We start from the raw sequence: 22,212 nt of genomic DNA, 5'->3' as shown, positions 1-22,212 counted from the left end.
GTCCACGGGCCCAGTTTATAAACTGGGCCCCGGGACGGGGCCTGGGCCCCGTCCCAAAGGCGAGGGGTCGGTCAGGCGGCGTTTTGCGCGAGCAGCCAGACCAGCAGCGCCTTCTGGGCGTGCAGGCGGTTCTCCGCCTCGTCCCAGATAATGCTCTGCGGGCCGTCGATGACCTCGGCGGTGACCTCGTAGCCGCGGTCGGCCGGCAGGCAGTGCATGAAGTGCGCGCCCGGCTTGGCCAGGCCCATGAGCTCGGCATCGACCCGGTACTGACCGAGGTCGCCGAGCCGCGCGGCCTTCTCCTCTTCTTTGCCCATCGACACCCAGGTGTCGGTGATGACCACATCGACGCCCGCGACAGCCTCACGCGGGTCGGTGAAGAGGGCGACCGAGCCGCCGGTGCGGGCGGCGATGGCCGTCGCATCCGCTACCACCTGGTCGGTCGGCGTGTAACCGACCGGTGAGGCGATGCGCACGTGCATGCCGGCAGTGGCACCGGCGAGCAGGTAGGACTGGCCCATGTTGCAGGCGCCGTCGCCGAGAAAGGCGAGGGTCTGGCCCGCCAGGTCGCCACGGTGTTCGCGAATCGTGAGCAGGTCGGCGAGCAGCTGGCAGGGGTGGAAGTCGTCGCTGAGCGCGTTGACGACGGGCACCGTGGTGCCGAGCGCCATTTCTTCGAGCCCGGCCTGGCCGTAGGTGCGCCAGACGATCGCGGCGACCTGGCGTTCGAGCACGCGGGCGGTGTCGGAGGCGGTTTCCTTGCCGCCGAGCTGGCTGTTCGCGGTGCTGATGATGAGCGGGCTGCCTCCGAGGTCGGCGATGCCGACGGCGAAGGAGACCCGGGTGCGGGTGGAGGACTTGTCGAAAATGACCGCGACGGTCTGCGGGCCAGCGAGCGGGCGCACCGCGAATCGGTCTCGCTTCAGCTCCAGGGCCAGATCGAGAATCTCGGCCTGTTCGGCCGGGGAGATATCGTCGTCGCGCAGGAAATGGCGGGTCACGGTGTCACTTTCGGTTGTCGTTGTTCAGTTGCAGAGCGGATGCCGCTCCACCGTCTTAAAATCACACGCGCCGGCGTAAAACCGGCGCAAAGTGGGATTCGTCCAGCCTAGAGGCTGGCGAGGGCGCGCCCGAACCGCACTTGGAAGTCGGCGATTTCGGCGTCGCCCACGATCAGCGGCGGGGCGATGCGAATGCTGGTCTCGTTGGCGGCGTTCACGATGAGTCCGTTGGCCAGGGCGGCCGCACCGAGCTTCAACGCGACCGGTTCGGTCAGGCCGACGCCGAGCAGCAGGCCGCGTCCGCGAACCTCCTCGATCAGCGGCGAGTGGAAGCCGAGGATGATCTCGCGCAACTGCTGGCCTCGCCGGAAGGCGTTCGCGGCGAGGTCGTCGCGTTCGATCACGCCGAGCACGGCGTTTGCTGTCGCGGTGACGAGCGGGTTGCCGGCGAAGGTCGAGCCGTGCTGGCCTCGCCGAAACAGGTCGGAGGCCCAGCCGAAGGTGACCAGCGCACCAATCGGAACACCGCCACCCATCCCCTTGGCGATGGTGACGGCATCCGGAAGAATCTCAGCGTGGTTGTAGGCGAACCAAGCGCCGGTGCGGGCGATGCCGGTCTGGATCTCATCGATGATCAACAGAACGCCGTGTTCGGTGCAGAGTTCGCGGGCGCGTTTGAGAAAGCCGTCGGGCAAGTCGATGACGCCGGCCTCGCCCTTGACCGGTTCCAAGAACAGGGCGGCGACGGTGTTGTCGATCGTCGCTTCGAGGGCCTTGATCGTGCTGTCGATGTGTTCGACCCCGCCGGGAACCGGTTCGAACGCCTCCCGCATGTGTGGCTTGCCCGAGAGCGCGAGTGCGCCCATGGTGCGACCGTGAAAGGAGTCGTGCAGCGAGATGATGCGGTTGCGATGGCCCGTGTTATTCAGCCGGGCCAGTTTAAACGCGGCCTCGTTGGCTTCGGCGCCGGAGTTGCAAAAGTAGACGCGACCTTCGTCGCCAGCGCCGGTGATGCGCTTGAGGCGTTCGGCCAGTTCAATCTGCGGCGGCGTGGCGAAATAGTTGGAGACGTGGCTGATGGTGCTGATCTGCTTCGTGACCGCCGCGACGACCTCGGGGTGGGCGTGACCGAGCGAGTTCACGGCGATTCCGGCCAGAAAGTCGAGGTACTGGGTGCCCAACTCGTCCCAGACGTAGCAGCCTTCACCGCGCACGAGCATCGCCAGTGGCGGGCTGAACGTGCGCATCATCGAATCGGCGAACCGATTCTGCCAGGGTTGGTCGGTCATGCGGGTATTACCTCCGTGCCAATGCCGCTTCCAGTGAAAATTTCGAGCAGGATCGAGTGCGGCACTCGCCCGTCGATGATCGCGGCCTTGGCGACTCCGCCGTCGACAGCGTCGAGGCAGGCCGTCATCTTGGGAATCATGCCCGATTCCAGCTCGGGCAGCAGGCCACGCAGCTCGAGAACGTCGATGATCGATACGAGCGAATCCCGGTTCGGCCAGTCGCGGTAGAGCCCCGCAACGTCGGTGAGAATCACGAGTTTGGCCGCGCCGAGGGCGATCGCGAGTGCGGCAGCAGCAGCGTCGGCGTTGACGTTCAGGGATTGACCCGGGACATCCGTATCTGGGGCGATCGATGACACCACCGGAATGCGGCCGGCCGCGAGCTGCGCGAGCACGGCTTCGGGGTCGACGCCGACGACGTCACCGACGAGTCCGAGGTCGACCTCGACGCCGTCGATGAGGACGCCACGACGCCGTCCGCGAAACAGGCCAGCGTCCTCACCGCTGAGCCCGGCGGCGAGCGGACCGTGCTGGTTGATGTGGCTGACCAGGTCGCGGTTGATCTGGCCGGTGAGCACCATGCGCACGACGTCCATCGCCTCTGGGGTGGTCACCCGGTAGCCGCCGCGAAACTCGCTCTCGATGCCGAGGCGTTTCAACATGGCCGAAATCTGCGGGCCGCCGCCGTGCACGACGACCGGACGGATGCCCGCGTAGCGCAGGTAGACCATGTCTTCGGCGAAGGCACGCTGCAGGTCTTCGCTCACCATGGCATTACCGCCGAACTTCACGACGATGATCTGGTCGTGAAAGCGTTTGAGCCACGGCAAGGCTTCGATCAGCGTTGCCGCTTTAACGGATGCTTCGGCCTGGCTGGTCTCGTCGGGCTTGGTTATGGGTGTTTCGGTCATGGTCAGCTCGAGTACGCGCTGTTCTCTTCGACGTAGTCGTGGGTGAGATCGTTGGTCCACAGGGTGGCCGTTTCGTCCCCCGCGTGGAGGTCGATCAGCACGGTGACCGAGCGCTTCGTGAGGTCGACGAGGTCGCGCGGCTGGTCGGGCTCCCCCGCGGTACACACCTGCACACCGTTGATGGCGACATCGATGCCGTACGGGTCGAAGGCGGCGTCCTTGACCGGGACGGTTCCGGCTGCGGCGAGCACGCGGCCCCAGTTCGGGTCGTTGCCGAAGATGGCCGACTTGAACAGGTTGCTGCGGGAGACGGCGCGGGCCACCGTGACGGCTTCGTCTTCGGAGACCGCGTTGGTGACAGTGATCGCCACGTCGTGCGCGGCGCCCTCGGCGTCGCCCTGCAGCTGAAGGGTGAGGTCGCGGCAGATCTCGACGAGCGCTGCGGTGAATTCGGCCAGGTCGGCGCTAACGCCGCTGGCCCCGGAGCAGAGCAGGCTCACGGTGTCATTGGTCGACATGCAGCCGTCCGAGTCGAGGCGGTTGAAGGTCACTCGCGTGGCCGCGTGCAGCGCAGTGTCGAGCTCGGCCGAGTCGAGCACGGCGTCGGTCGTGATGACGACGAGCATGGTGGCCAGTCCGGGCGCGAGCATACCGGCCCCCTTGGCCATGGCGCCGATGCTCCAGCCGGCCGGGGAAATGTGCGCGGCCTGCTTCGGCCGGGTGTCGGTGGTCATGATGGCCTGCGCGGCCAGGAGGCCGGCGGCGGGGGTGGTGGCGGCATCCGTTTTGATGGCGAGGGTCGCGTCCCAGACGCCCGCGGTGACGAGGTCGAGGTTGAGCTGCTCGCCGATCAGGCCGGTGGAGCAGACCAGAACGTCGCCGGAGGAGAGGTCGAGCCGCTTCGCGACCGCTTCGGCGGTGGCGTGCGTGGTCTGAAAGCCGATGCTGCCGGTGTAGCAGTTGGCCCCGCCGGAGTTGAGCACGATCGCGCTGACCTGGCCATCGCTCATGACTTGGGTGCTCCAGATGACGGGGTTGGCCTGGCAGCGGTTGCTCGTGAACACGGTCGCGGCGTTCTGCAGCGGGCCGAGGTTCTGCACGAGGGCGAGGTCGAGCCCACCGGACTTCTTCAGGCCGGCAGTGACGCCGGCGGCAGCAAAACCGGCGGGAAGGGTGACACTCACGGAGCAACTCCATTCATGGTCAAACCGAGTGTTTCGGTCAGACCGAGGGCAATATTGGCGGATTGGATGGCAGCGCCGGCGGTGCCCTTGACGAGATTGTCGATCGCGGTGATGGTGACGACCCGGCCGGCTGCTTCGTCGACGGCCAGTCCGATCAGTGCGGTGTTGGCGCCGAGTACGTCGGCCGTGCGCGGAAAATGTCCGTCGGGCAACAGGTGCACGAACGGTTCGTCGGCGTAGGCGTCCTCCCAGGCGGCGCGCACGGCGGCGGCGCTCGTTCCCGGCACGAGTCGAGCGGTCGCCGTGGCGAGGATTCCGCGGGACATCGGCACGATCACCGGGGTGAAAGAGATGGTGGCGTCGGGGGACGAAGCGCATGCTGCGCTGGTCGGGTCGGCGGGGCCCGCCGCCGCGGCCCAGCGCAGCGACTGCACGATCTCCGGAATGTGCCGGTGCGTGCCGCCGACCGCGTACGGGTTAGCTGAACCCAGGATCTCGGCCGCGAGGTTCGGCAGCTTAAGGCTCTTGCCGGCGCCGCTCGGGCCGACGGCGAGCACGGCCACGAGGTCCTGCGCTTCGATCACGCCCGCGTGGATTCCGGGGGCCAGGGCGAGGGCGACGGTGCTGGCGTTGCAGCCGGGAGCGGCGATGCGGCGAGCGCCGACGAGCCGGTCGCGCTGTTTGCCGGCGCCGATGGGCAACTCCGGGACACCATAGGTCCAGGCGCCAAAGTAGTCGCCGCCATAGAAGGCCGCCCAGTCGTCGGAATTCTCCAGGCGGTGGTCGGCGCCGCAGTCCACCACGAGGGTTTCGGCGGGGAGGTGGGCGGTGATCTCGCCGGACTTGCCATGAGGCAGGGCGACGAAGACGACGTCGTGGCCGCTGAGATTCTGCGGCGTCGTGTCGACCAGGGTGAGGTGGGCCAGGGAACGCAGCGAGGGTTGAACGTCGATCAAGCGCTGCCCGGCGTTGCTGTGCGCGGTGACCGTGCGCACCTCGAATTCGGGGTGTCCGGCGAGCAGCCGCAGCAGTTCGCCGCCCGCATACCCGCTCGCGCCCGCCACTGCCACCGAAAAAACCATGTGTTAAACCTAGCGCGGCCCTGGCGGCCCCGCTTCCGCGCCGGGTGCGGCGTCATGCGCGGGTCGGGGCGCATCCGCTTGCTGCGCCGCACCCCACCGCGCACGGCTCGTGGCACCCGGTCGGCTCGTGGCACCCGGTCGGCTCGTGGCACCCGCCCGGCTCGTGGCCCGTGTTGAGGAAGCTCGCACGTGTTCAAACCAGTGCCACGTTCCCCAACACGTGCCACGAGGAACGGATGCACCTCCTGCACATCACCCCTTGGCACGAATACTCCACAGGTCGTCTCCAGGTCACGGCTCACCCTCGTGCCCGCGGCACACTGGCCACATGCGCGAGATCTTTGAGACCTGTGAGGCCCTGCACGATGGTCTGATCCCGGCGGAGGCACTGCGCGCCTCGGGCATGAACTCCCATGCCGTGGATTCACTTCTCAAACACGGCGAGCTCGTGCGGGTGCGACGGGGGGTGCGACGGGGGTGGTATGTCCTCGGCCCGCGCTGGGAGGAGATCGGTGCAGATGGTCGATACCGCCTCCTCGTTCGGGCGACAGCGGCCCAGGCCAAACGTGACTTGATGTATTCGCACCATTCCGCCGCCGCACTGCACGGACTGCCGCTGATTGGCCAGTGGCCCCAGGGCGTGCATGCCATCGATCCCGACACCGCCGGTGGCAGCAGCTCGAGGCTCCTCACGACTCACCGAGGGCCGGTCGACCCATCCCCGTGATCATCGACGGCATCCGAGTAACGAGCCTGTCGCGCACTCTGATCGATGTGGCCGCGACGTCGAGCTTTCTAGTCGGAGTCACGATGATCGACCACGTTCTACATTGTGAAGCAGCCCGGATGGCCGCCGCCCAACGGTCCGGGAGTGTTGGGGCACCACCGATCACTCATGCAACGCTACTGACCGAGCTGGATGGGGTGCAGCCGAGAAATGGGCACCGGGCGGCCGAGAGGGCCATCGCATTTGCCGATGGGCTCTCAGCTAACCCCGGCGAGTCGCTCGGGCGCGTGCGGTTCGAGGAATTGGGCTTCGAGATTCCCGAATTGCAAGTGCGTTTCGACGTGGGCGGGCGCACCTGCTACGTGGACTACTTCTGGCGAGGGGTGCGCAAGATCGGCGAGTTCGATGGCCACATCAAGTACACCCGTGCGGCAGTTATGGCCGGTCGCGACACCGTACAGGTTGTCGTCGACGAAAAGGACCGGGAGAGCGTTCTACGGCCGGAGGTCAACAGCTTCGACCGGTGGGGATGGAAGCTCGCGCTCTCGCCGCAGGCGTTTTATCGCTTCCTGATGGACAAGGGTGTGCCGCGAGCGCCCACAAGACGCGACAGGTGACGACGGCACGCGCCTGACTCACGAGAGGGATCGTGGCACTCGTTGGGGAAGCCCGCACGTGTTCAAACCAGTGCTAACTTCTCAAACACGTGCCACGAGAGGCGGATGCCACGCAGCCGGCCCCGTTAGGGCGACTCACGGCATCCGCTGCCCGCGGGCGGCACAGGCACAGGCACACGCGCAGGCACCAGCGCTATTCGCGCAGGGTGGCCCCGAACCGGTCGGCGGCCAGGGCCACGCCGGCCAGACGGGCGGCGCTCGCCTCGGCGGCGGTCAGCGTGCGGTCCTCGCCGCGAAAACGAAGCGCGAAGGTGAGCGACTTGTGGCCGGGTTCGACACCGGCACCCCGGTAGTCGTCGACCAACACGATGCTCTCGAGCAGCCCACCGGCCCCCTCGACGACGGCCGCGCGCAGGGCCGCAGCCGGCACTGAGGCCGCGACGACGAGCGAGAGGTCCTGCGTGGCGGCGGGCATCGTGCCAATGGGCGTGACCGTGAGATCCCCGTCGGACTGCCCGAAGACGAGTCCCAAGTTGATCTCGGCGACGGCGACGACTGCGGGCAGGTCGTAATCGTCGGCGACTGTGGGAAGCAGCTCGCCGGCGAATCCGACCGACACCGTCGAAGCCGCGGCAGTCGCAGCGCCGGGCTCGGTGACGAACAGCTCGGCCGTGCGACCGGGGTGCATCGCCGGGTGCAGGCCCTGGCGCACCTCGATGCGAACCCCGGTAGCCAGAGCCACCTGCTGCACGGCGGCCAGCGCCGACTGCCAGCCGGCAGCAACGGCGGGCTGGTTCGGCTGGTGCCGCACGTCGTTGCCGACGAGAACGAAGCCGACCAGTAGCGGCTGCGGAACGATTCCCGCGTAGAGGACCGCCTCCACCTCAGCGCTCGGGCGCTCTCCCCCAGCCGGAAGCACGGGCGTGCCATAGGTCACTCCGGGTTCGGGCCGAAAAACCAGTCCCTGCTCGTAGATGGCGAGATCCACGAGGCCGCGCGAGCGGTTGCGGTGTGCGATCTGCAGCAGGCCCGGCAGCATCGTGGTGCGCAGGAACGGCGCCTCCCCGTCAAGCGGGTTGGCGACCTTCATCTGCGGCACCGAAACGGGCACCGAAACCGAACCCGCCAGAGCGGATGCCGCACCCGCGTCGGTAACGCCGGCGTCAGCATCCGCTTCGCCAGCTGGCACAGTAACAACCGAAGCAGCGGCGGGCGCAACGGCCACGCCAAACAGGTTGTTCGCCGCTTCCGACACGAACGGATAGGTCAAAACCTCGGTGTGACCGGTGGCCGCGAGGGTCTGCGCGACCGTGCGGCGCAGTGTCTGCGTGCGAGTCAGGCCGCGGCCGGGCGGCGCGACGGGCAGCACGGAGGGAATGCGGTCGTAGCCGACGATGCGGGCGACTTCCTCGGCGAGCGTCCACTGGTCGGTGAGGTCGGGGCGCCAGCTCGGCGGGGTGACCTGCAGGTCACCATCGGCCTCGACCAGCGAGGTGCCGATCTGAACGAGGGCATCGCGTACTTCGTCACCGGTGTAGGCAAGGCCGATGAGGCCGGACACGAACCCGGTCGGCAGCAGAATCGGCTCGGGGGCCGGTGCCACGTCGTAGACCGAGCCGAGGTCGTCGGCGACTCCCCCGGCGAGGTCCACGAGCAGCTGTACGACGCGGGCGGCGGCAACGGCGGCCACGCGGGGGTCGACGCCGCGTTCGAACCGTTTGCTCGCCTCGCTCGGCAGCTTGTGGCGGCGGGCAGAGCGCGCGATCGACACCGGGTCGAAGTTGGCGGCCTCGACGAGTACGTTGACGGTCGTCGAGGTGATCTCGGTGCTCGCCCCGCCCATCACGCCGGCCAAGCCAATCGGCCCGGATTCGTCGGTGATCAGCAGATCTTCGACGTTGAGCGTGCGGCTGACTGCGTCGAGCGTTGTAAATTTCTCACCGGCGGTCGCGCGACGCACGATGATGCCGCCGGCCAACTTGTCGAGGTCGTAGCCGTGCAGCGGCTGGCCGAGCTCGAACATCACGTAGTTGGTCACGTCGACCACGAGGGAAATGGAACGGATGCCGACCAGCCCCAGCCGGGCGATCATCCAGGCCGGAGTCGGCCGGGTCGGGTCGACGCCGCGCACAACGCGGGTCACGAAGACGGTAGAGCCGATCCGGTCCCGAATCGGAGCCTGATCGTCGATGGTGACCGGGAAGCGGGTGACCGGGGCCACGACGGTGAGAGCGAGGGCAGGGTCGCGAAACGCCACGCCGGTGGCGTGCGAGTATTCGCGGGCGACGCCGCGAATGGAGAAAGCGTAGCCGCGGTCGGGGGTGACGTTGATTTCGACGGCGCTGTCATCCAGGCCGAGCAGGGGAATAGCATCCGTTCCCACCGGGGCGTCGATGCCGAGGTTCTTCAGCAGCAGAATGCCGTCGTGCTCGTCGCCGAGGCCGAGTTCACGGGCCGACGCGATCATGCCGTCGGAGACGTGGCCGTAGGTCTTGCGGGCCGCGATCGGAAATGGGCCGGGCAGCGAGGCGCCGGGCAGGGTCACGACGACCTTGTCGCCGACGGCGAAGTTGTGGGCGCCACAGATGATGCCGTGAACGGCTGGGCCGCCGTCAGCGGCGAGTTCACCATCGGGTGCGACGCGCACCTGGCACCAGTTGATGGTCTTGCCGTTGGTCTGCTCTTCACCGACGAATTCGAGTACTTCGCCGACCACGATCGGGCCGGAGACCGCGATTCGGTGAATATCTTCCTCTTCGAGGCCGACGCTCACGAGGGCAGCATGGACGTCTTCCGGCGTGGTGCCGGGCGCGAGGTCGACGTATTCGCCGAGCCAGCTCAGTGGTACGCGCATTAGAGGTTCATTCCGAACTGCTGGCTGAACCGGATATCGCCCTCGACCATGTCGTGCATGTCCTTTACGTCATTTCTAAACATCACAGCTCGTTCTACACCCACGCCGAACGCAAACCCGGAGTACACCTCGGGGTCGATCCCAGCCGAGCGCAGCACGTTGGCGTGCACCATGCCGCAGCCGCCCCACTCGATCCAGCGTGCGCCGTCCTTGAAGGTGGGGTGCCAGACGTCGAGCTCCGCGCTCGGTTCGGTGAAGGGGAAATAGTTGGGGCGCAGCCGCACCTTGGCCTCCGGGCCGAACAAGGCCTGCACGAAGTGGTCGAGCGTGCCGCGCAGGTTGGCCATGGTGAGGCCCTTGTCGATGGCGATGCCCTCGATCTGGTGGAACACCGGCGTGTGGGTGGCGTCGAGCTCGTCGGTGCGAAACACGCGTCCGGGCGCGACCACGTAGACGGGCAGTTCGCGGCTGAGCAACGCGCGCAGCTGCACCGGCGAGGTCTGCGTGCGCAAAACGAGGTGGGCATCCGTCGGTTCGACGAAGAAAGTGTCCTGCATGGCGCGGGCCGGGTGGTCCTCATCGAAGTTGAGGCCGTCGAAGTTGAACCATTCGCTCTCGAGCTCCGGCCCTTCGGCGACTTCCCAGCCCATGGCCACGAACACGTCGGCGGCCCGTTCCATGAGGAGCGACGTGGGATGCCGCGCCCCGGCTTTCCAAGCGGATGCTGCTGCGGTCACGTCCACCGTTTCAGTCAGGAGCCGGGCGGCTGCTTCCGCCGTGCCGATCTCGTCTTCGCGAGCGGTCAGCGCTTTGGTGACGGCGCCGCGGGCCTGGCCGACGAGCTTGCCGGCAGCGGCTTTCTGGTTGCCGGGCACGCTGCGCATGAGGGCATTGAGCTTCGACAGCGGAGAGGACTCCCCTGCGTGCTCGCTGCGTACGAGCTTGAGCGCGGCGGTCGTAACGGCTTCGGCGATGGCGGCCAGTGCGGCGTCAACCGCGGCGTTGACGGCGGCGTTGGAGATCAACGGCGCAGCTGGTTCAGATGCTGGTGGATCTACTGGTGTGGTGGGCTCTGGGGGAACGCTGGGAACAGACACAAGGCCCAAGTTTAGTGCGTACTGCGCGCGGGCCCGCCCGAGGCGGCGCCGGGGCGGGCATCCGCGCGCCGCGCGACCGGAGAGCTAAGCGGCCTCGTTGACCAGTTCCTGTGCCTTGATGTTCTTTGCGGGACCACGCTTGGTACGCACCTCGATGAACTTGGCGAGGCCGGCAAGGAGCAGACAGAGCGAGATGTAAATGGCCGCGACCACGATGGTCGATGGAATGATGGGCGACCCGATCTGCGACTGGGTGCCGTACATCTTGGCCAGGTACAACAGCTCCTGGTAGGTGACAATGAAGCCGAGGGCGGTGTCCTTGAGCACGACAACGAGCTGCGACACGATAACCGGCGCCATGGCACGCAGGGCCTGCGGCAGCAGAATCATGCGCATGACCTGGGTCTTGGTCATGCCGATCGCGTAGGCAGCCTCGGCCTGACCCTTGGGCAGCGATTCGATGCCGGCCCGAAAGACCTCAGACAGCACGGAGCCGTTGTAGAGCGTGAGCCCAGCGACGACAGCGATAAACGGTGTGACGAACGTGTAGCCGAGCGGCGGAAGGCCGTAGTACATGATCATGATGAGGATCAGCAGCGGAACAGCTCGGAACAATTCAACGAAAACGTACGTGGGCGCGCTGATCCATTTATGCTTCGATACCCGGCCGACCAAAAGGAGCAGGCCGAGCGTCAGGCTGAGCACGGCAGCGAGACCGAAGGCCTTCAGCGTGGCCACCGTGGCTTCTACAATTTTGCCCTGCGCGTACGGAAGGGTAAAGATGTTCCACTTTTGCGCGGTGAACTGGTCGGTCTCAATGAAGCGGTAAACGATGAAACCGAAGATGCCGAGCACAACGATCAGGGTCAAGACCCCGATGTAGCGGTGGCGCACGCGTGCGCGGGGGCCGGGAGCGTCAAACAGCACGTTACTCATCGGAGCACCTTCAAACGGTTTTCCAGCACCCGCTGAACGAACGACAAAACGGCCACGAGCAGAATGAAGATCAACGCGACCCAGAGCAGCACCACGATGGCGGGTTCACCGCGCTCCGAGAGGTTCGCGCGAATGTAGCCGGCCTCGGCGACGGAGAATCCAGCCGCGACCGTGGTGTTCTTGAGCAGGGCGATGAAGACGCTCATCATGGGCGGAATCACGGCGCGAAATGCCTGCGGCAGCAGAATATGCGACATGCTCTGGCCGAAGGTGAGTCCGATGGCCCGTGCGGCTTCCGCTTGGCCGAGCGGAACGGTGTTGATGCCGGCGCGCAGCGTCTCGGCAACATAGGTGGCGGTGTACAGGCCCAGGGCGAAGATGGCCAGGGTGGTGTAACTGACGGTAGGAAGATCAAGTTTGGGGTACCCGAAGGCGAAGAAAAACATGATCAGGGTCAGCGGGGTGTTGCGCACGAGGTTGACGTAGCCGGTGCCGACCCACCGCATGGGGGCGACGGGGGAAACGCGCATGGCGCCGACGATGGTTCCGAGAATCAGGGCGAAGAGGGCGGCCCAGAGGAACACCTGCAGCGTCAAAGCGAACCCGTCGACGAAGACGTCGAGGTTATTGAGCAGTGTGTCCATGGGCCGAACCTCTCCTTTCGTTCTAGATGGTGACAAGCATTAGTGCTGGTTGGTGGCGACGGTCTCGACGCCACCAACCGTGAGCGGATTTCTTAGTACGCGTCAACCTTGGGCTGCTCGACGACCGTGCCCGACTGACCCAGGGTCTCGTCGTAGATGGCCTGCCAACTGTCATTGCCATTGGTGAACATGTCGTTGATGAAGCCGCGCAGGGCGTCGTCACCCTTCGGCAGGCCAACGCCGTAGTTCTCTACCGAGAAGGGCTCACCGACGACCTTGAGGTTGTCGGGGTCTTGCGAGGCATAGCCGAGCAGAATCGCCTGGTCGGTCGTGACCGCGTCGGTCTGGCCGTCCTTGAGCGCTTCAACACACTGCGAGTAGGTGTCGAAGGAGTTGGTTTTCGTGTCGGGGAAGTTCGCGACGATGTTCTGCAGCGGCGTCGAGCCCGTCGCGGAACAGACCGTCTTGCCGGCCAGGTCATTCTCGCTCTTGATCGAGTCGTCGTCGGCGGCCACCAGAAGGCCCTGGCCGGTGATGAAATACGGTCCGGCGAAGTCGATCTGTTCCTTGCGCTTGTCGGTGATCGAGTAGGTTCCGACGTAGTAATCGATGTCACCGTTCACGATGGCGGACTCGCGGTTCGCGCTTGGGATGGCCTTGTACTCGATCTTGTCCTTGGCGAAACCGAGCGATGCGGCAACCCACTCGGCGATCTCAATGTCGAAGCCGCTGCGTTCTCCGGTCGTCGCGTCGAGGAAGCCGAGGCCGGGCTGGTCTTCCTTGACACCGATGACGACCTTGTCGGCGGACTTCATCGCGTCGTAGGTGGGGCTGCCGGTCAAGGACACGTCGCTGGCAACCGCGAAAGGGCCTGTCGCAGCGGGAGCGTCCGATGTTCCGGTGCCCGCGGTGTCTCCGCCGGAGCATCCGGCGAGAAGCAGTGCCGCCGTGGCTGCTGTGGCCAGGAGACTGAGTTTCTTACGCATTGTGATTTCCTTTTCTCGTTGGGAAGGGAGCTGTCAGGGTGGATTGCGGCGACCCTGTGGCCGGTGCAACAGCTCAGATCGTGAGCTGGCACCGGGCTAGTGGTCGAGAATCTTGGAGAGGAAGTCCTGGGCGCGGGTGCTCTGCGGGTTCGTGAAGAATTCCTCCGGCGAGGTCTCCTCCACGATTTCGCCGTCAGCCATGAAAATGACGCGGTCCGCGGCCTTTCGGGCGAATCCCATCTCATGGGTGACCACGATCATGGTCATGCCCTCGTTGGCGAGGTCGACCATGACCTCGAGCACCTCGTTGATCATTTCGGGGTCGAGGGCGCTGGTCGGCTCATCGAGCAGAATCAGTTTCGGCTCCATGGCGAGCGCTCGGGCAATGGCCACGCGCTGCTGCTGGCCGCCGGACAGCTGGGAGGGCATTTTGTGCGCCTGGTTGGCCACGCCGACGCGTTCCAGCAGGGCGAGACCCTTCTTCTCGGCGTCCGCCTTCGACAGGCCGCGCACCTTGATCGGTCCGAGGGTGACGTTGTCGAGCACGGTTTTGTGCGCGAACAGGTTGAACGCCTGAAAAACCATGCCGACATCCGCACGCAGGTGGGCCAGCTCTTTGCCCTCTTCGGGCAACTTGACGCCATCGATCGTGATGACGCCGTCATCGATGGTCTCGAGGCGGTTGATGGCCCGGCAGAGGGTCGACTTACCCGACCCACTCGGTCCGATGACCACTACCACCTCGCCGCGGTTGACCACGGCGTTGATGTTCTTGAGAACGTGCAGTTCCCCGTAGTGCTTGTTGATGTCTTTGACGACGACTAGCGGTTCCCCCCGGCGAACGGTGATGTTCGACGTAGCCGGGGACGAATCTGATGGCTCCATACCCCCTAACCTAGGTCAGAACGCGGGTCTAGGCATGCCAAATGCCCGGACAGTAACGCATTTGTAACAGTCCGGGCATCCGTCGTTTGTGCTATGCAGCAGGCGAGCCTGCGGTCATCGGCCGTGCCCGTCTCAGCCCTTCGGTCGGTTCGGCAGTCGCAGAAAGAGCGCGACCGCGAGAGCCGTGACGAGGCACAACGCCGTGTTGACGACAATGGCATCGGACACCCCGCTGAGCACGGTTTCGGACGTCTCGACACCGAGTTGGTTCACCCGGGCTGCAACGATCGCACTCATGATCGGAATACCCAGGGTGATGCCCACTTGCTGGCTCATGGTGGCCAGGCCGGTGGCCAGGCCCTGCTCTCGATCGGGCAGTCCCGAGGTCGCGGTGACCATGAACCCGACGATGACGACCAGGTTGGCCACGCCACCCACAAAGGTAGCGATGAGCAGCAGCACAATGGAACTTCCGTTCGTACTGAGCAACAGCAGGGATCCAGTCGCTGCTGCCTGCACGACAAAGCCCCAGACGATCGACGTCTTCGTGCCCCAGCGACCGATGATGCGGGGGCCAACGATTCCGCCGAGCACGGTCCCGATCCCGAGCACAGCGAACGAGAGTCCAGCCATCAGGGGCGAGTAGCCGAGCGTCTTCTGCAGGTACAACGTGAGTAGAAACACCAGTGACGTCTCGGTGACGAAGGCGAGCATGCCGGCAATGTTGCCCCAGGCGATGGTGCTGCGGCGAAGAACGGCAAACGGTACGAGCGGATGCTCCGCCTTGCGTTCCACCGCCCAGAAGAGCACCAGAAGTAGCACGCCCGCTCCGAGCGACCCCACGGTGACCGGGTCCGTCCACGATGTCTGCGCCGCTGAGGACAGTCCGTAGACAATGGCCAGGAGCCCCGCCGTCACGGTGATCGCCCCGGGCAGGTCCATTTTCGATCGGTTAGCCGGTCGCGATTCGGCCACAACCATCGGCGCCAGCACAACGACGGCGAACGCGATGGGAACGTTGATGAAGAACGCCCACCGCCAGGAGAGCAGGTCGGTCAGCACACCGCCAAGAATCGCGCCGGTGGTGAAGCCTGCGGCCATCAGGGCTCCGTTGAGCCCGAGGGCCTTCTCCCGCAACTTTCCCTCGGGAAAAGTTGTCGTCAACAGTGACAGTGCCGCCGGAACCACGGCGGCCGTTGCCAACCCCTGCAGAGCGCGCGCGATGAGCAGCAGGGCAGGAGACGTTGCCAATCCCCCGATGAGCGACCCGACGCCGAGCACCGCCATGCCCAGAACGAAGAGACGCCGGCGACCGACGAGGTCCCCGACGCGGCCGAAGAGCAGCGTGAACCCGGCCGCGCAGAGGGCGAATGATGTAGCCACCCACTGCAGGGTGTCCAGGCCGAAGCCGATCTCATCGCCGATCGCCGGCAATGCCACGTTGAGAATAGAGAAGTCGACAGCGAGGGTGAAACTCGCCGTCAGGAGCAGCACGAGGATCAGCCTTTGCTTGCCGGTCATGCTCGTGGATGACGTCGCCGCGCCCGCCACAGTGGGTGGCGGTGTTGCGTTCGTCGTCTCGCGGACGCCGTTCGTTTGTGTCATGGGGTGCACCTTCCGGTTGCCAGTGGCGGTTGTCTTTTTCCTGCCTCCAGCCTGTGCACTCCGGCCGGGAACAACCACACCGCGTCGTGCGTATCCCTGGCAAGGGTAGGTAGTCCTCGCTCGGGTAGGACAGACTGAAAATATGACTGGCCCCACAGAACTTGGTGAATTTCTCCGGATCCGACGTTCCGGGTTGCAGCCGGAGGACGTCGGGCTTCGGAATTACGGCGTCCGGCGCGTTCCCGGGCTGCGCCGGGAGGAACTGGCGATGCTCGCCGGAGTGAGCATTACCTACTACACGCGTCTCGAGCAGGGCCTGAGCAGCAATGCCTCGGAATCGGTGCTTGAAGCCATCACCAGGGCGCTCCAGCTGAATGAGGCCGAGCGCTCGCATCTGATGGATCTCGCCAAGCCGACGAGAACAAAACAACGCAGTGGCGCGAAACCAGACAAGGCCAGGCCCGGAACCCTTCGCCTGATCGAATCGATGTCGAGCATGCCGGCCGTTGTGTTGGGCCGCCGCAGTGAGGTTCTGGCGTGGAATTCGCTCGGCCATAAACTCGTCGGGTCGCACCTGGACTTCGAGAGTCCGCACTGCCCCGCCGACCGGCCCAATATGACGCGGATGCTGTTTCTCGATGCCCACACGCGCGAGTTATATGCAAGCTGGTGCGAGGAAGCGACACGAGCGGTCTCGTCACTGCGCCTGTTGGCTGGACGTTTCGACGACGACCTGGACTTGATTTCGCTCGTCGGCGAGCTGACCGTAAAAAGTCCGGAATTTGCGAAACTGTGGGCGAAGCATCCGGTTGAAAATTGCATGTCGGGTCTGAAGTACTTCCAGCATCCTTCCGTCGGTTCGATGGAATTGGACTTCGAGGTGCTCACCTCACCGGATGAATCGGGCCACCGAATATTGATGTACACCGCCGAGCCGGATTCTCCAAGCGCGGCGGCGTTGCAGCTTTTGCAGGCCACGGCGGCCTGACTCTCGGCCGCAGAGGGGGTTTCCGTCCAGGTCGGAAACCACCCTGAGGCCGGTGCAGACCTACTCGGTCAGAACCGGTACCGGCGCCGCGACCGGCACCCGACGAGGTCTGGCCCAGCGGTCCATCGCCGGCTTTTCGACCAGGGCATACAGCCCCCATCCTCCGAGCAGGGTCGCGCCGAAGAAACCAACCACCACGAGCAGGGCAATCGGGGTGGAATAGGTCTCGTTCCCGAGCAGAATTCGCCCGAAGAAGATCACGACGCCCTGGCACAGATAGAAGCCGAACGAGGTATTGCCCAGCCACTGCATGACTCGGCTGGCCAGGAAGGCGTTCCCGCCCCTCAAGTCGGCGGCAGCACTGGTGCATATCAGGGCTCCGATAGGAATAATCATGGCCAGCGTGAACGAGTACACAAACGGCACAACTTGGGCGACGCCGTAGCCCACGAGGCAGAGCAGGAGAGCCTGGTACATCTTGAGGGGAATCCACCGCCCCGACAGCACGATCAGGGCCAGGATCGAGCCGAAAATGAACTCGAACAGACGCGGGGGCGGAAAGATATAGCCGAACCAGAACTGGGTGACCGAAATGGGTGTCAGGGCCGAGACCGGCGTCGCGGGAATGAGGTAGAGCGTGACGAGCTGCACCCCGGCCATGCACAGCACCATGACTCCCGCCCACGCCCAGAGGTGCCTGGGCGGAATTCGCCGCAGAAGGTTGATGATGAGCGGGAACAGCAGATAAAAGAGCAGCTCACTGCACAGGGTCCAGGACGGCGGGTTGACTGCCACATAGACCGATCCATCGGGCGAGTACGAGTTCAGCAGGAAGAGATTCGATATCGCCCCTAGCGGTGTCGTCAAGGCCGCGGCGAACAACACCATCGCCAGTACCCACATCACGATGTGGTTGGGAAAGATCTTGAGGAGTCGACGACGCCAGAAGCGCACGAACGGTTCCCCCGGTCTCGACGCCCACGCGAGCAGGAAGCCGCTAAGCACGAAGAAGAACGAAACTCCCGCGTAGCCCGCCTTGCTGAAGATGGACTCGAGGGTGTCCCCGAGCTCCTGGTCCTCGAACGGGTTGATGGCGTTGTTCGGTGGGATGGGCGAGTTCGACAGGGTGATGTGGAAGCAGAACACCAGGAGCGCTGCAAAAAAGCGCAGCCCGGTGAGCGACGAGAGCTTGCTCCGGACTGCATGGGGCACAGGCTGGAGGTTCGCGCTCATCGCCGAGCCGCCGCTCGGTCTTCAGCGGATGCTGCTGGCAGTTCGATTCCGAGCCGGTGGCCGAAGAAGCCGGTCGGATCCCACTCCAGTTTGGCTTGCTGGAGGCGGGGATAGTTGTCCTGGAAGTACAGCTGTTGCCAACCAACGCCGGAACGATTGTGCTCCGCCATGGCAACGTCCGTGTCGGGATAGTTGATGTAGCAGCCGTCCGTGTCATCACCGGGAACAGGGACTCCACCGGTGGCTGCGAACATGCCCTCGTAGGTGTCTCGCTCCCACCCGAGATAGTAAGCGTCTTCGGCCTGGTCGGACCAAAACGTCTGCAGGCAGAGCTTGAACGATGAGTTGCGCTGCGCGTTTGCCGTGGCGTGTTGTTCGACGGCATTCACCTGCCCACCGAAGGAGAACAGCACCATCATGGTGTTGGGGTTGGTGAAGCCGGGCTTCGTCATCTGCTGGTAGAGCACGCGGAGCTGCTCATTCGAAAACCGCTTATTCATGTAGGCCGACTTGTGCGCCCCCCGGCTGGTGGGATTCGTGATGGTGGGGTTGTCTGTTCCCACGAGTCGGGTGGCCTGCAACCAGGGGATCTCCTGGGGAGTGAAAAAGTCCGGAACAGCCGGAATCTCCCCGTTCGCCGTCGTGACCGGTTGTGGGGTGATTGCGACGCCAGCGAGGATGGCCGCCAGGTATTCCTCGAGTACAGCGCGCGCCTGGGGCGCGCCCGAGTCGATCTGGGTGAACATTCCCAGACTCCCGTGTGCCTTGTGGCTGACGTTGAACAGGCTGCTCAAATTCGCCTCTGGTGTTCCCGGCGCGCGATGCCTCTCGTGCCAGTCACCGAAATTCGTGAGCAAACGGCTGAATTTCTGCTCGTCCAGCTGGTCCCAGGGCAGGCTGATGGCGCTGACGAGAACCTTCGACGGTGCCGGGATGAGCTGCTTCTGGGGAGAAGCACCCCTGGCTCCCGGTGAACGAAACCAATATTTCGTGATGAGTCCGAAATTGCCGCCACCCCCGCCGGTATGGGCCCACCATAGGTCGCGTTTGTCCCCGACATCGTCTCGGGTCGCAACAACGGTTTTTACCGTGCGATCGGCGGCGACGGTCACCACCTCCACGGCATACAGGTGATCGACGGTGAGTCCGTGGGCGCGGGACAACAGTCCATACCCACCGCCGGAGATGTGCCCACCAATTCCGACGCTGTAACAGATGCCCCCGGGGATGGTGACTCCCCAGTTCTTGTACAAGGTCTCGTAGACGTTCATGATGCGGGCGCCCGGCTCAACGGCGAAAGCCCGCATGCCTTTGTCGTAGTACACGGCGGTCATCGGCGAGAGGTCCAGGATGACCTGAATCTCCGGGTTGCAGACGAAGTCGGCAAAGCAATGCCCGCCGCTGCGGATCGACACCTTCTTCGTCTGGGCGACGGCATCTCGGAGTGCTGATTCCGCATCCGTCGTTGTGGTGATGAGTCTGACGTAGTCAGGGTTCGCCACAAATCGCTGGTTGTTTCCGGTCATCAGATCGGCGTACCGCCCGTCCCCCTTAGGCACAGTGGACCCGTCGGGGGTGTTGGGGCCGGACGATGACGGAATCGAGCCGGTCAGCGTATCGGGCGTGGCCGCGGACAGCGAGCCAGGTGACAGCGCCAGGGCTGCTCCGGCAAGGGTGCCGGTTGAACCGGTGAGGAACAACCGACGGTTGAGCGGGGAAGCTATTGAGCGCTTCACAGGAATTCTCCTGCCGCGGGTGCTCGAACGGTCAAATTTTGGTGCAGGGTGATCTGCGCCTTCGGTGCGACAAAATAGTGCGCGACCGAGTATGAGATGGTGGCGAAGTCGTCCACGCCACTTCCGCTAAAGTCGCCCGCCACGATTCGAGCGACCGATTCGCGCGATACCCGCCACTTCAGGAACAAGCCCCGCGCTGCGTCGACCGCCTTGTAATACATCGCGCCCTGCCACGGATCAGGTCCGCGCAGCCCGACCAGAAATTCATCGTCACCGTCCCCATCGAAGTCGCGACACATGACCGTGTGGCCCGTTCCCTCCCCGTTCTCATTCGGGTCACCGTAGATATCGAGCACGTGCCGCCTCCACTCGCCCGGGACCCCGTTTTCGGGCGCCGTGCGGGCATACACCGCCACGGTATTTCCGTGGAATGGCTCGACAGCGGCGACGTACGCCAGAGCATTCGTTCCGAGACGTCCCCCGTCGACATCCCCGCTGCCCTTGAAGGTGGTCTGCTCGAACTGTGATTCCTCGCCGCCACCGACGTGCTCCCAGGTCCACTCCCCCGCAACCGCGTCGTAGTAGAGCCAGGTCACACCCTCATCCGATGCCATCAGGATGGAATCAAGGTCGGACCCGGGAATCAGGCCTTCCTTTCGGGCAACGCCATGGATCATTCGAAAGTCCCGGTTGGAGACGACCTCCATCGGCCACTCCGCAGCAGACCTGACATCCGCTGGTTGGGTGAAGAGCACGATGGGGAGCACGGCATGCACGCCCTCCACGGCCACGATCGGAAAGCCGATTATCTGCATCACATCGTTGCGTGTGAAGTGACCCAGGCGCAGGCGGTGCATCCCCGTGGCGCGACCAACATAGTGGCGCATCCATTGCTCACTCGTTTCGGCTGCGTTTCCCGGGTTTTCCAACCAATCGATCTTGCCGCCCTCCGGGTCGGCGTGGTGGATCGTTCCGCCGGGGCCGTAGAGCTGGTAGCACACGGCAAGATCGGCCAGACCGTTACCGGTAATGTCGCCGTGGTCCATCCCCACGGGTTCTTTTACCTTGTCCACAACAAGGCGCTTCTGCCACCCAGGGTTCTGGTACCAATAGATCTCACCGAGCGAGAGGCCGTAGCCGACCAGGTCCGGTCGACCGGTTCCCGTGATATCAGCGGCCTCAAGCCAGTACCCGTCGCGAAGGAAGTCGGTGACCGTCTCGGAACCGAAACGCGGTTCGAGGATACGAGACCCGTACGCGGACATCGTCATGCTGCGACTCTCACCGGCTCGGCCCCGGGAACAAAGGGCATTACAGCCGGTCCCCGGCCGAAGAAGTGCGCCACCGCGGCGACGGTGCGTTGGGTGGCGCATCCGTCCCCGTACGGGTTGATGGCCTCGGCCATCTCACGATACGCATCTTCGTCGTCGAGAAGGTGCCGCACCTGTGCCACGATGTGCGGGCGGGACCGGCTGACGAGTCGGGAACTGCCCGTCAGGATCGATTCCTGTCGCTCGGTGATGTCGCGCAGCACGAGCGTCGGCTTGCCGAGGGCCGGGCCTTCTTCTTCAGCCCCCGAACTGTCCGACAAGATGATGTCGCTGCGAACGAGCAATCGGCAGAAGCTCAGATAGGGGAGCGGATCCACGATCGTGACGTTGTCGAGGCCGGAGAGGATGGGAAGCATGATCGAACGCACGAGGGGGTTCAAGTGCAGGGGCACGACAATCCGCACCCCAGGATCCTGGGCGATATCGAACAGTGCGCCCGCGATTTCCCGCATCGGCTGACCCAATGATTCCCGTCGGTGTGAGGTGGCGACGATCACGCGACGCGGATCGTCGTCCAGGTCCTCGAGCGCGGCGTCTCCATAGGAACCGAGGTTCTGCAGCCCCCATTCAAGGGCATCCACGATGGTGTTTCCGGTCACGACGATCCGATTCTCTGGGATTCCCTCGCGAATGAGGTTGGCGCTGTTCCCCATCGTCGGTGCGAGGTGCAGGGCGGCGATTTGACCCACGAGCTTTCGGTTCACCTCTTCCGGATACGGAGATAGGTTGTTACCGCTCCTGAGACCGGCTTCGACGTGGATGATCGGAATCTGTTGGTGCAATGCGGCCAGCGCCCCAGCCAGAGTGGATGCCGTATCGCCGTGAACCATGACCGCGTCCATGCCGGCCAGGTGATCGCCGTCGCTGATGCCTTCGAGGATGCGGTGGGTGACCTGGCTGAGGGTCTGCTTGTCGCGCATAACCCGGAGGTCGAGATCGGGGGTGATACCAAATTCGGCCAGCGTCGAATCCAACATCTCCCGATGCTGCCCGGTTGAAATAAGTATCGGCGTGAATCGGGCGTCTTCCTGCAACGCTTTAATGATGGGTGCGAATTTCACGGCTTCGGGCCGGGTTCCAAAAATTAATCCGATGGTCTTCATGGT

Annotated in this window: 19 protein-coding genes; 3 read left to right on the top strand and 16 right to left on the bottom strand. The window is 64.7% G+C overall.

Annotated features, from left to right (window positions below):
• Positions 1 to 71 precede the first annotated feature (71 nt).
• The 5 genes from argF to argC all read right to left on the bottom strand — a co-directional run bounded on the left by argF (position 72) and on the right by argC (position 5,467).
• Positions 72 to 1,001: an ornithine carbamoyltransferase gene (gene argF / locus CXY77_RS10205; RefSeq protein WP_092341078.1), complete on the bottom strand. Its 930-nt coding sequence runs from the start codon at positions 999 to 1,001 to the stop codon at positions 72 to 74.
• Positions 1,002 to 1,108: 107 nt separating this feature from the next.
• Positions 1,109 to 2,290, bottom strand: coding sequence for an acetylornithine transaminase (locus tag CXY77_RS10200; RefSeq protein ID WP_092341077.1), 1,182 nt, complete (start codon positions 2,288 to 2,290; stop codon positions 1,109 to 1,111).
• Positions 2,287 to 3,201, bottom strand: coding sequence for an acetylglutamate kinase (gene argB / locus CXY77_RS10195; protein WP_104130026.1), 915 nt, complete (start codon positions 3,199 to 3,201; stop codon positions 2,287 to 2,289). Before argB ends, CXY77_RS10200 begins: the two co-directional genes overlap by 4 nt.
• A 2-nt stretch (positions 3,202 to 3,203) precedes the next feature.
• A complete protein-coding gene (argJ, locus tag CXY77_RS10190) occupies positions 3,204 to 4,385 on the bottom strand; it encodes a bifunctional glutamate N-acetyltransferase/amino-acid acetyltransferase ArgJ (RefSeq protein WP_104130025.1) in 1,182 nt (393 codons plus the stop codon).
• A complete protein-coding gene (argC, locus tag CXY77_RS10185; RefSeq protein WP_104130024.1) occupies positions 4,382 to 5,467 on the bottom strand; it encodes an N-acetyl-gamma-glutamyl-phosphate reductase in 1,086 nt (361 codons plus the stop codon). The genes argJ and argC overlap by 4 nt, the downstream gene beginning before the upstream one ends.
• Before the next feature lie 328 nt (positions 5,468 to 5,795).
• Here argC and CXY77_RS10180 point away from each other — a divergent pair, with 328 nt between their 5' ends.
• Positions 5,796 to 6,194 carry a hypothetical protein gene (locus tag CXY77_RS10180; RefSeq protein WP_104130023.1) on the top strand — a complete coding sequence of 133 codons (399 nt, stop codon included), beginning with the start codon at positions 5,796 to 5,798 and terminating at the stop codon, positions 6,192 to 6,194.
• Positions 6,191 to 6,811 (top strand): hypothetical protein, encoded by a 621-nt coding sequence (locus CXY77_RS10175; protein ID WP_092341072.1) that lies wholly within the window; start codon positions 6,191 to 6,193, stop codon positions 6,809 to 6,811. Before CXY77_RS10180 ends, CXY77_RS10175 begins: the two co-directional genes overlap by 4 nt.
• Before the next feature lie 193 nt (positions 6,812 to 7,004).
• Here the strand turns inward: CXY77_RS10175 and pheT are convergent, their stop codons facing one another.
• The 7 genes from pheT to CXY77_RS10140 form a co-directional block, all read right to left on the bottom strand.
• Entirely contained in the window at positions 7,005 to 9,665 is a 2,661-nt protein-coding gene (pheT, locus tag CXY77_RS10170) for a phenylalanine--tRNA ligase subunit beta (RefSeq protein ID WP_104130022.1), read from the bottom strand.
• Positions 9,665 to 10,690, bottom strand: coding sequence for a phenylalanine--tRNA ligase subunit alpha (pheS, locus tag CXY77_RS10165; RefSeq protein WP_104130021.1), 1,026 nt, complete (start codon positions 10,688 to 10,690; stop codon positions 9,665 to 9,667). Before pheS ends, pheT begins: the two co-directional genes overlap by 1 nt.
• 156 nt (positions 10,691 to 10,846) lie before the next feature.
• Positions 10,847 to 11,698: an amino acid ABC transporter permease gene (locus tag CXY77_RS10160; RefSeq protein WP_104130020.1), complete on the bottom strand. Its 852-nt coding sequence runs from the start codon at positions 11,696 to 11,698 to the stop codon at positions 10,847 to 10,849.
• The gene (locus CXY77_RS10155; RefSeq protein WP_092341068.1) at positions 11,695 to 12,342 is read right to left on the bottom strand and encodes an amino acid ABC transporter permease; all 648 of its coding nucleotides are present in this window, start codon (positions 12,340 to 12,342) and stop codon (positions 11,695 to 11,697) included. Before CXY77_RS10155 ends, CXY77_RS10160 begins: the two co-directional genes overlap by 4 nt.
• Positions 12,343 to 12,434: 92 nt before the next feature.
• Positions 12,435 to 13,328, bottom strand: a complete 894-nt coding sequence (locus tag CXY77_RS10150; RefSeq protein WP_092341067.1) for a glutamate ABC transporter substrate-binding protein — start codon at positions 13,326 to 13,328, stop codon at positions 12,435 to 12,437.
• A gap of 96 nt (positions 13,329 to 13,424) precedes the next feature.
• A complete protein-coding gene (locus CXY77_RS10145; RefSeq protein ID WP_092341066.1) occupies positions 13,425 to 14,213 on the bottom strand; it encodes an amino acid ABC transporter ATP-binding protein in 789 nt (262 codons plus the stop codon).
• Positions 14,214 to 14,345: 132 nt separating this feature from the next.
• Positions 14,346 to 15,818 carry an MFS transporter gene (locus CXY77_RS10140; RefSeq protein ID WP_338061580.1) on the bottom strand — a complete coding sequence of 491 codons (1,473 nt, stop codon included), beginning with the start codon at positions 15,816 to 15,818 and terminating at the stop codon, positions 14,346 to 14,348.
• A gap of 142 nt (positions 15,819 to 15,960) precedes the next feature.
• Here CXY77_RS10140 and CXY77_RS10135 point away from each other — a divergent pair, with 142 nt between their 5' ends.
• Positions 15,961 to 16,806, top strand: a complete 846-nt coding sequence (locus CXY77_RS10135) for a helix-turn-helix transcriptional regulator (RefSeq protein WP_104130019.1) — start codon at positions 15,961 to 15,963, stop codon at positions 16,804 to 16,806.
• A gap of 60 nt (positions 16,807 to 16,866) precedes the next feature.
• Here CXY77_RS10135 and CXY77_RS10130 read toward each other — a convergent pair whose 3' ends face one another.
• From CXY77_RS10130 to wecB, 4 genes are read right to left on the bottom strand one after another with little or no spacing between them, the layout of a single operon-like run.
• Positions 16,867 to 18,018: an acyltransferase gene (locus CXY77_RS10130; protein WP_233197335.1), complete on the bottom strand. Its 1,152-nt coding sequence runs from the start codon at positions 18,016 to 18,018 to the stop codon at positions 16,867 to 16,869.
• A gap of 17 nt (positions 18,019 to 18,035) precedes the next feature.
• Positions 18,036 to 19,775 (bottom strand): FAD-dependent oxidoreductase, encoded by a 1,740-nt coding sequence (locus tag CXY77_RS10125; protein ID WP_233197334.1) that lies wholly within the window; start codon positions 19,773 to 19,775, stop codon positions 18,036 to 18,038.
• On the bottom strand, positions 19,772 to 21,046 hold the full coding sequence (locus CXY77_RS10120; RefSeq protein WP_199181910.1) for a VCBS repeat-containing protein: 1,275 nt from the start codon (positions 21,044 to 21,046) through the stop codon (positions 19,772 to 19,774). The genes CXY77_RS10125 and CXY77_RS10120 overlap by 4 nt, the downstream gene beginning before the upstream one ends.
• Positions 21,043 to 22,209, bottom strand: coding sequence for a non-hydrolyzing UDP-N-acetylglucosamine 2-epimerase (gene wecB, locus CXY77_RS10115; RefSeq protein ID WP_092341061.1), 1,167 nt, complete (start codon positions 22,207 to 22,209; stop codon positions 21,043 to 21,045). The genes CXY77_RS10120 and wecB overlap by 4 nt, the downstream gene beginning before the upstream one ends.
• Positions 22,210 to 22,212: the final 3 nt, after the last annotated feature.

This window comes from Cryobacterium sp. N21 (assembly GCF_002929575.1).
Lineage (GTDB): Bacteria > Actinomycetota > Actinomycetes > Actinomycetales > Microbacteriaceae > Cryobacterium > Cryobacterium flavum.
The sequence above is the reverse complement of the archived record's forward strand: the minus strand, read 5'-3'. Positions and strand labels throughout refer to the sequence as shown.

Coding starts and splice junctions, on each gene's coding strand:
- CXY77_RS10160 (WP_104130020.1), bottom strand. CDS start 11,698: ATGAGTAACGTGCTGTTTGACGCTCCCGGCCCCCGCGCACGCGTGCGC.
- CXY77_RS10140 (WP_338061580.1), bottom strand. CDS start 15,818: ATGACACAAACGAACGGCGTCCGCGAGACGACGAACGCAACACCGCCA.
- argB (WP_104130026.1), bottom strand. CDS start 3,201: ATGACCGAAACACCCATAACCAAGCCCGACGAGACCAGCCAGGCCGAA.
- wecB (WP_092341061.1), bottom strand. CDS start 22,209: ATGAAGACCATCGGATTAATTTTTGGAACCCGGCCCGAAGCCGTGAAA.
- CXY77_RS10145 (WP_092341066.1), bottom strand. CDS start 14,213: ATGGAGCCATCAGATTCGTCCCCGGCTACGTCGAACATCACCGTTCGC.
- argC (WP_104130024.1), bottom strand. CDS start 5,467: ATGGTTTTTTCGGTGGCAGTGGCGGGCGCGAGCGGGTATGCGGGCGGC.
- CXY77_RS10200 (WP_092341077.1), bottom strand. CDS start 2,290: ATGACCGACCAACCCTGGCAGAATCGGTTCGCCGATTCGATGATGCGC.
- CXY77_RS10120 (WP_199181910.1), bottom strand. CDS start 21,046: ATGACGATGTCCGCGTACGGGTCTCGTATCCTCGAACCGCGTTTCGGT.
- pheT (WP_104130022.1), bottom strand. CDS start 9,665: ATGCGCGTACCACTGAGCTGGCTCGGCGAATACGTCGACCTCGCGCCC.
- CXY77_RS10135 (WP_104130019.1), top strand. CDS start 15,961: ATGACTGGCCCCACAGAACTTGGTGAATTTCTCCGGATCCGACGTTCC.
- CXY77_RS10155 (WP_092341068.1), bottom strand. CDS start 12,342: ATGGACACACTGCTCAATAACCTCGACGTCTTCGTCGACGGGTTCGCT.
- CXY77_RS10150 (WP_092341067.1), bottom strand. CDS start 13,328: ATGCGTAAGAAACTCAGTCTCCTGGCCACAGCAGCCACGGCGGCACTG.
- CXY77_RS10180 (WP_104130023.1), top strand. CDS start 5,796: ATGCGCGAGATCTTTGAGACCTGTGAGGCCCTGCACGATGGTCTGATC.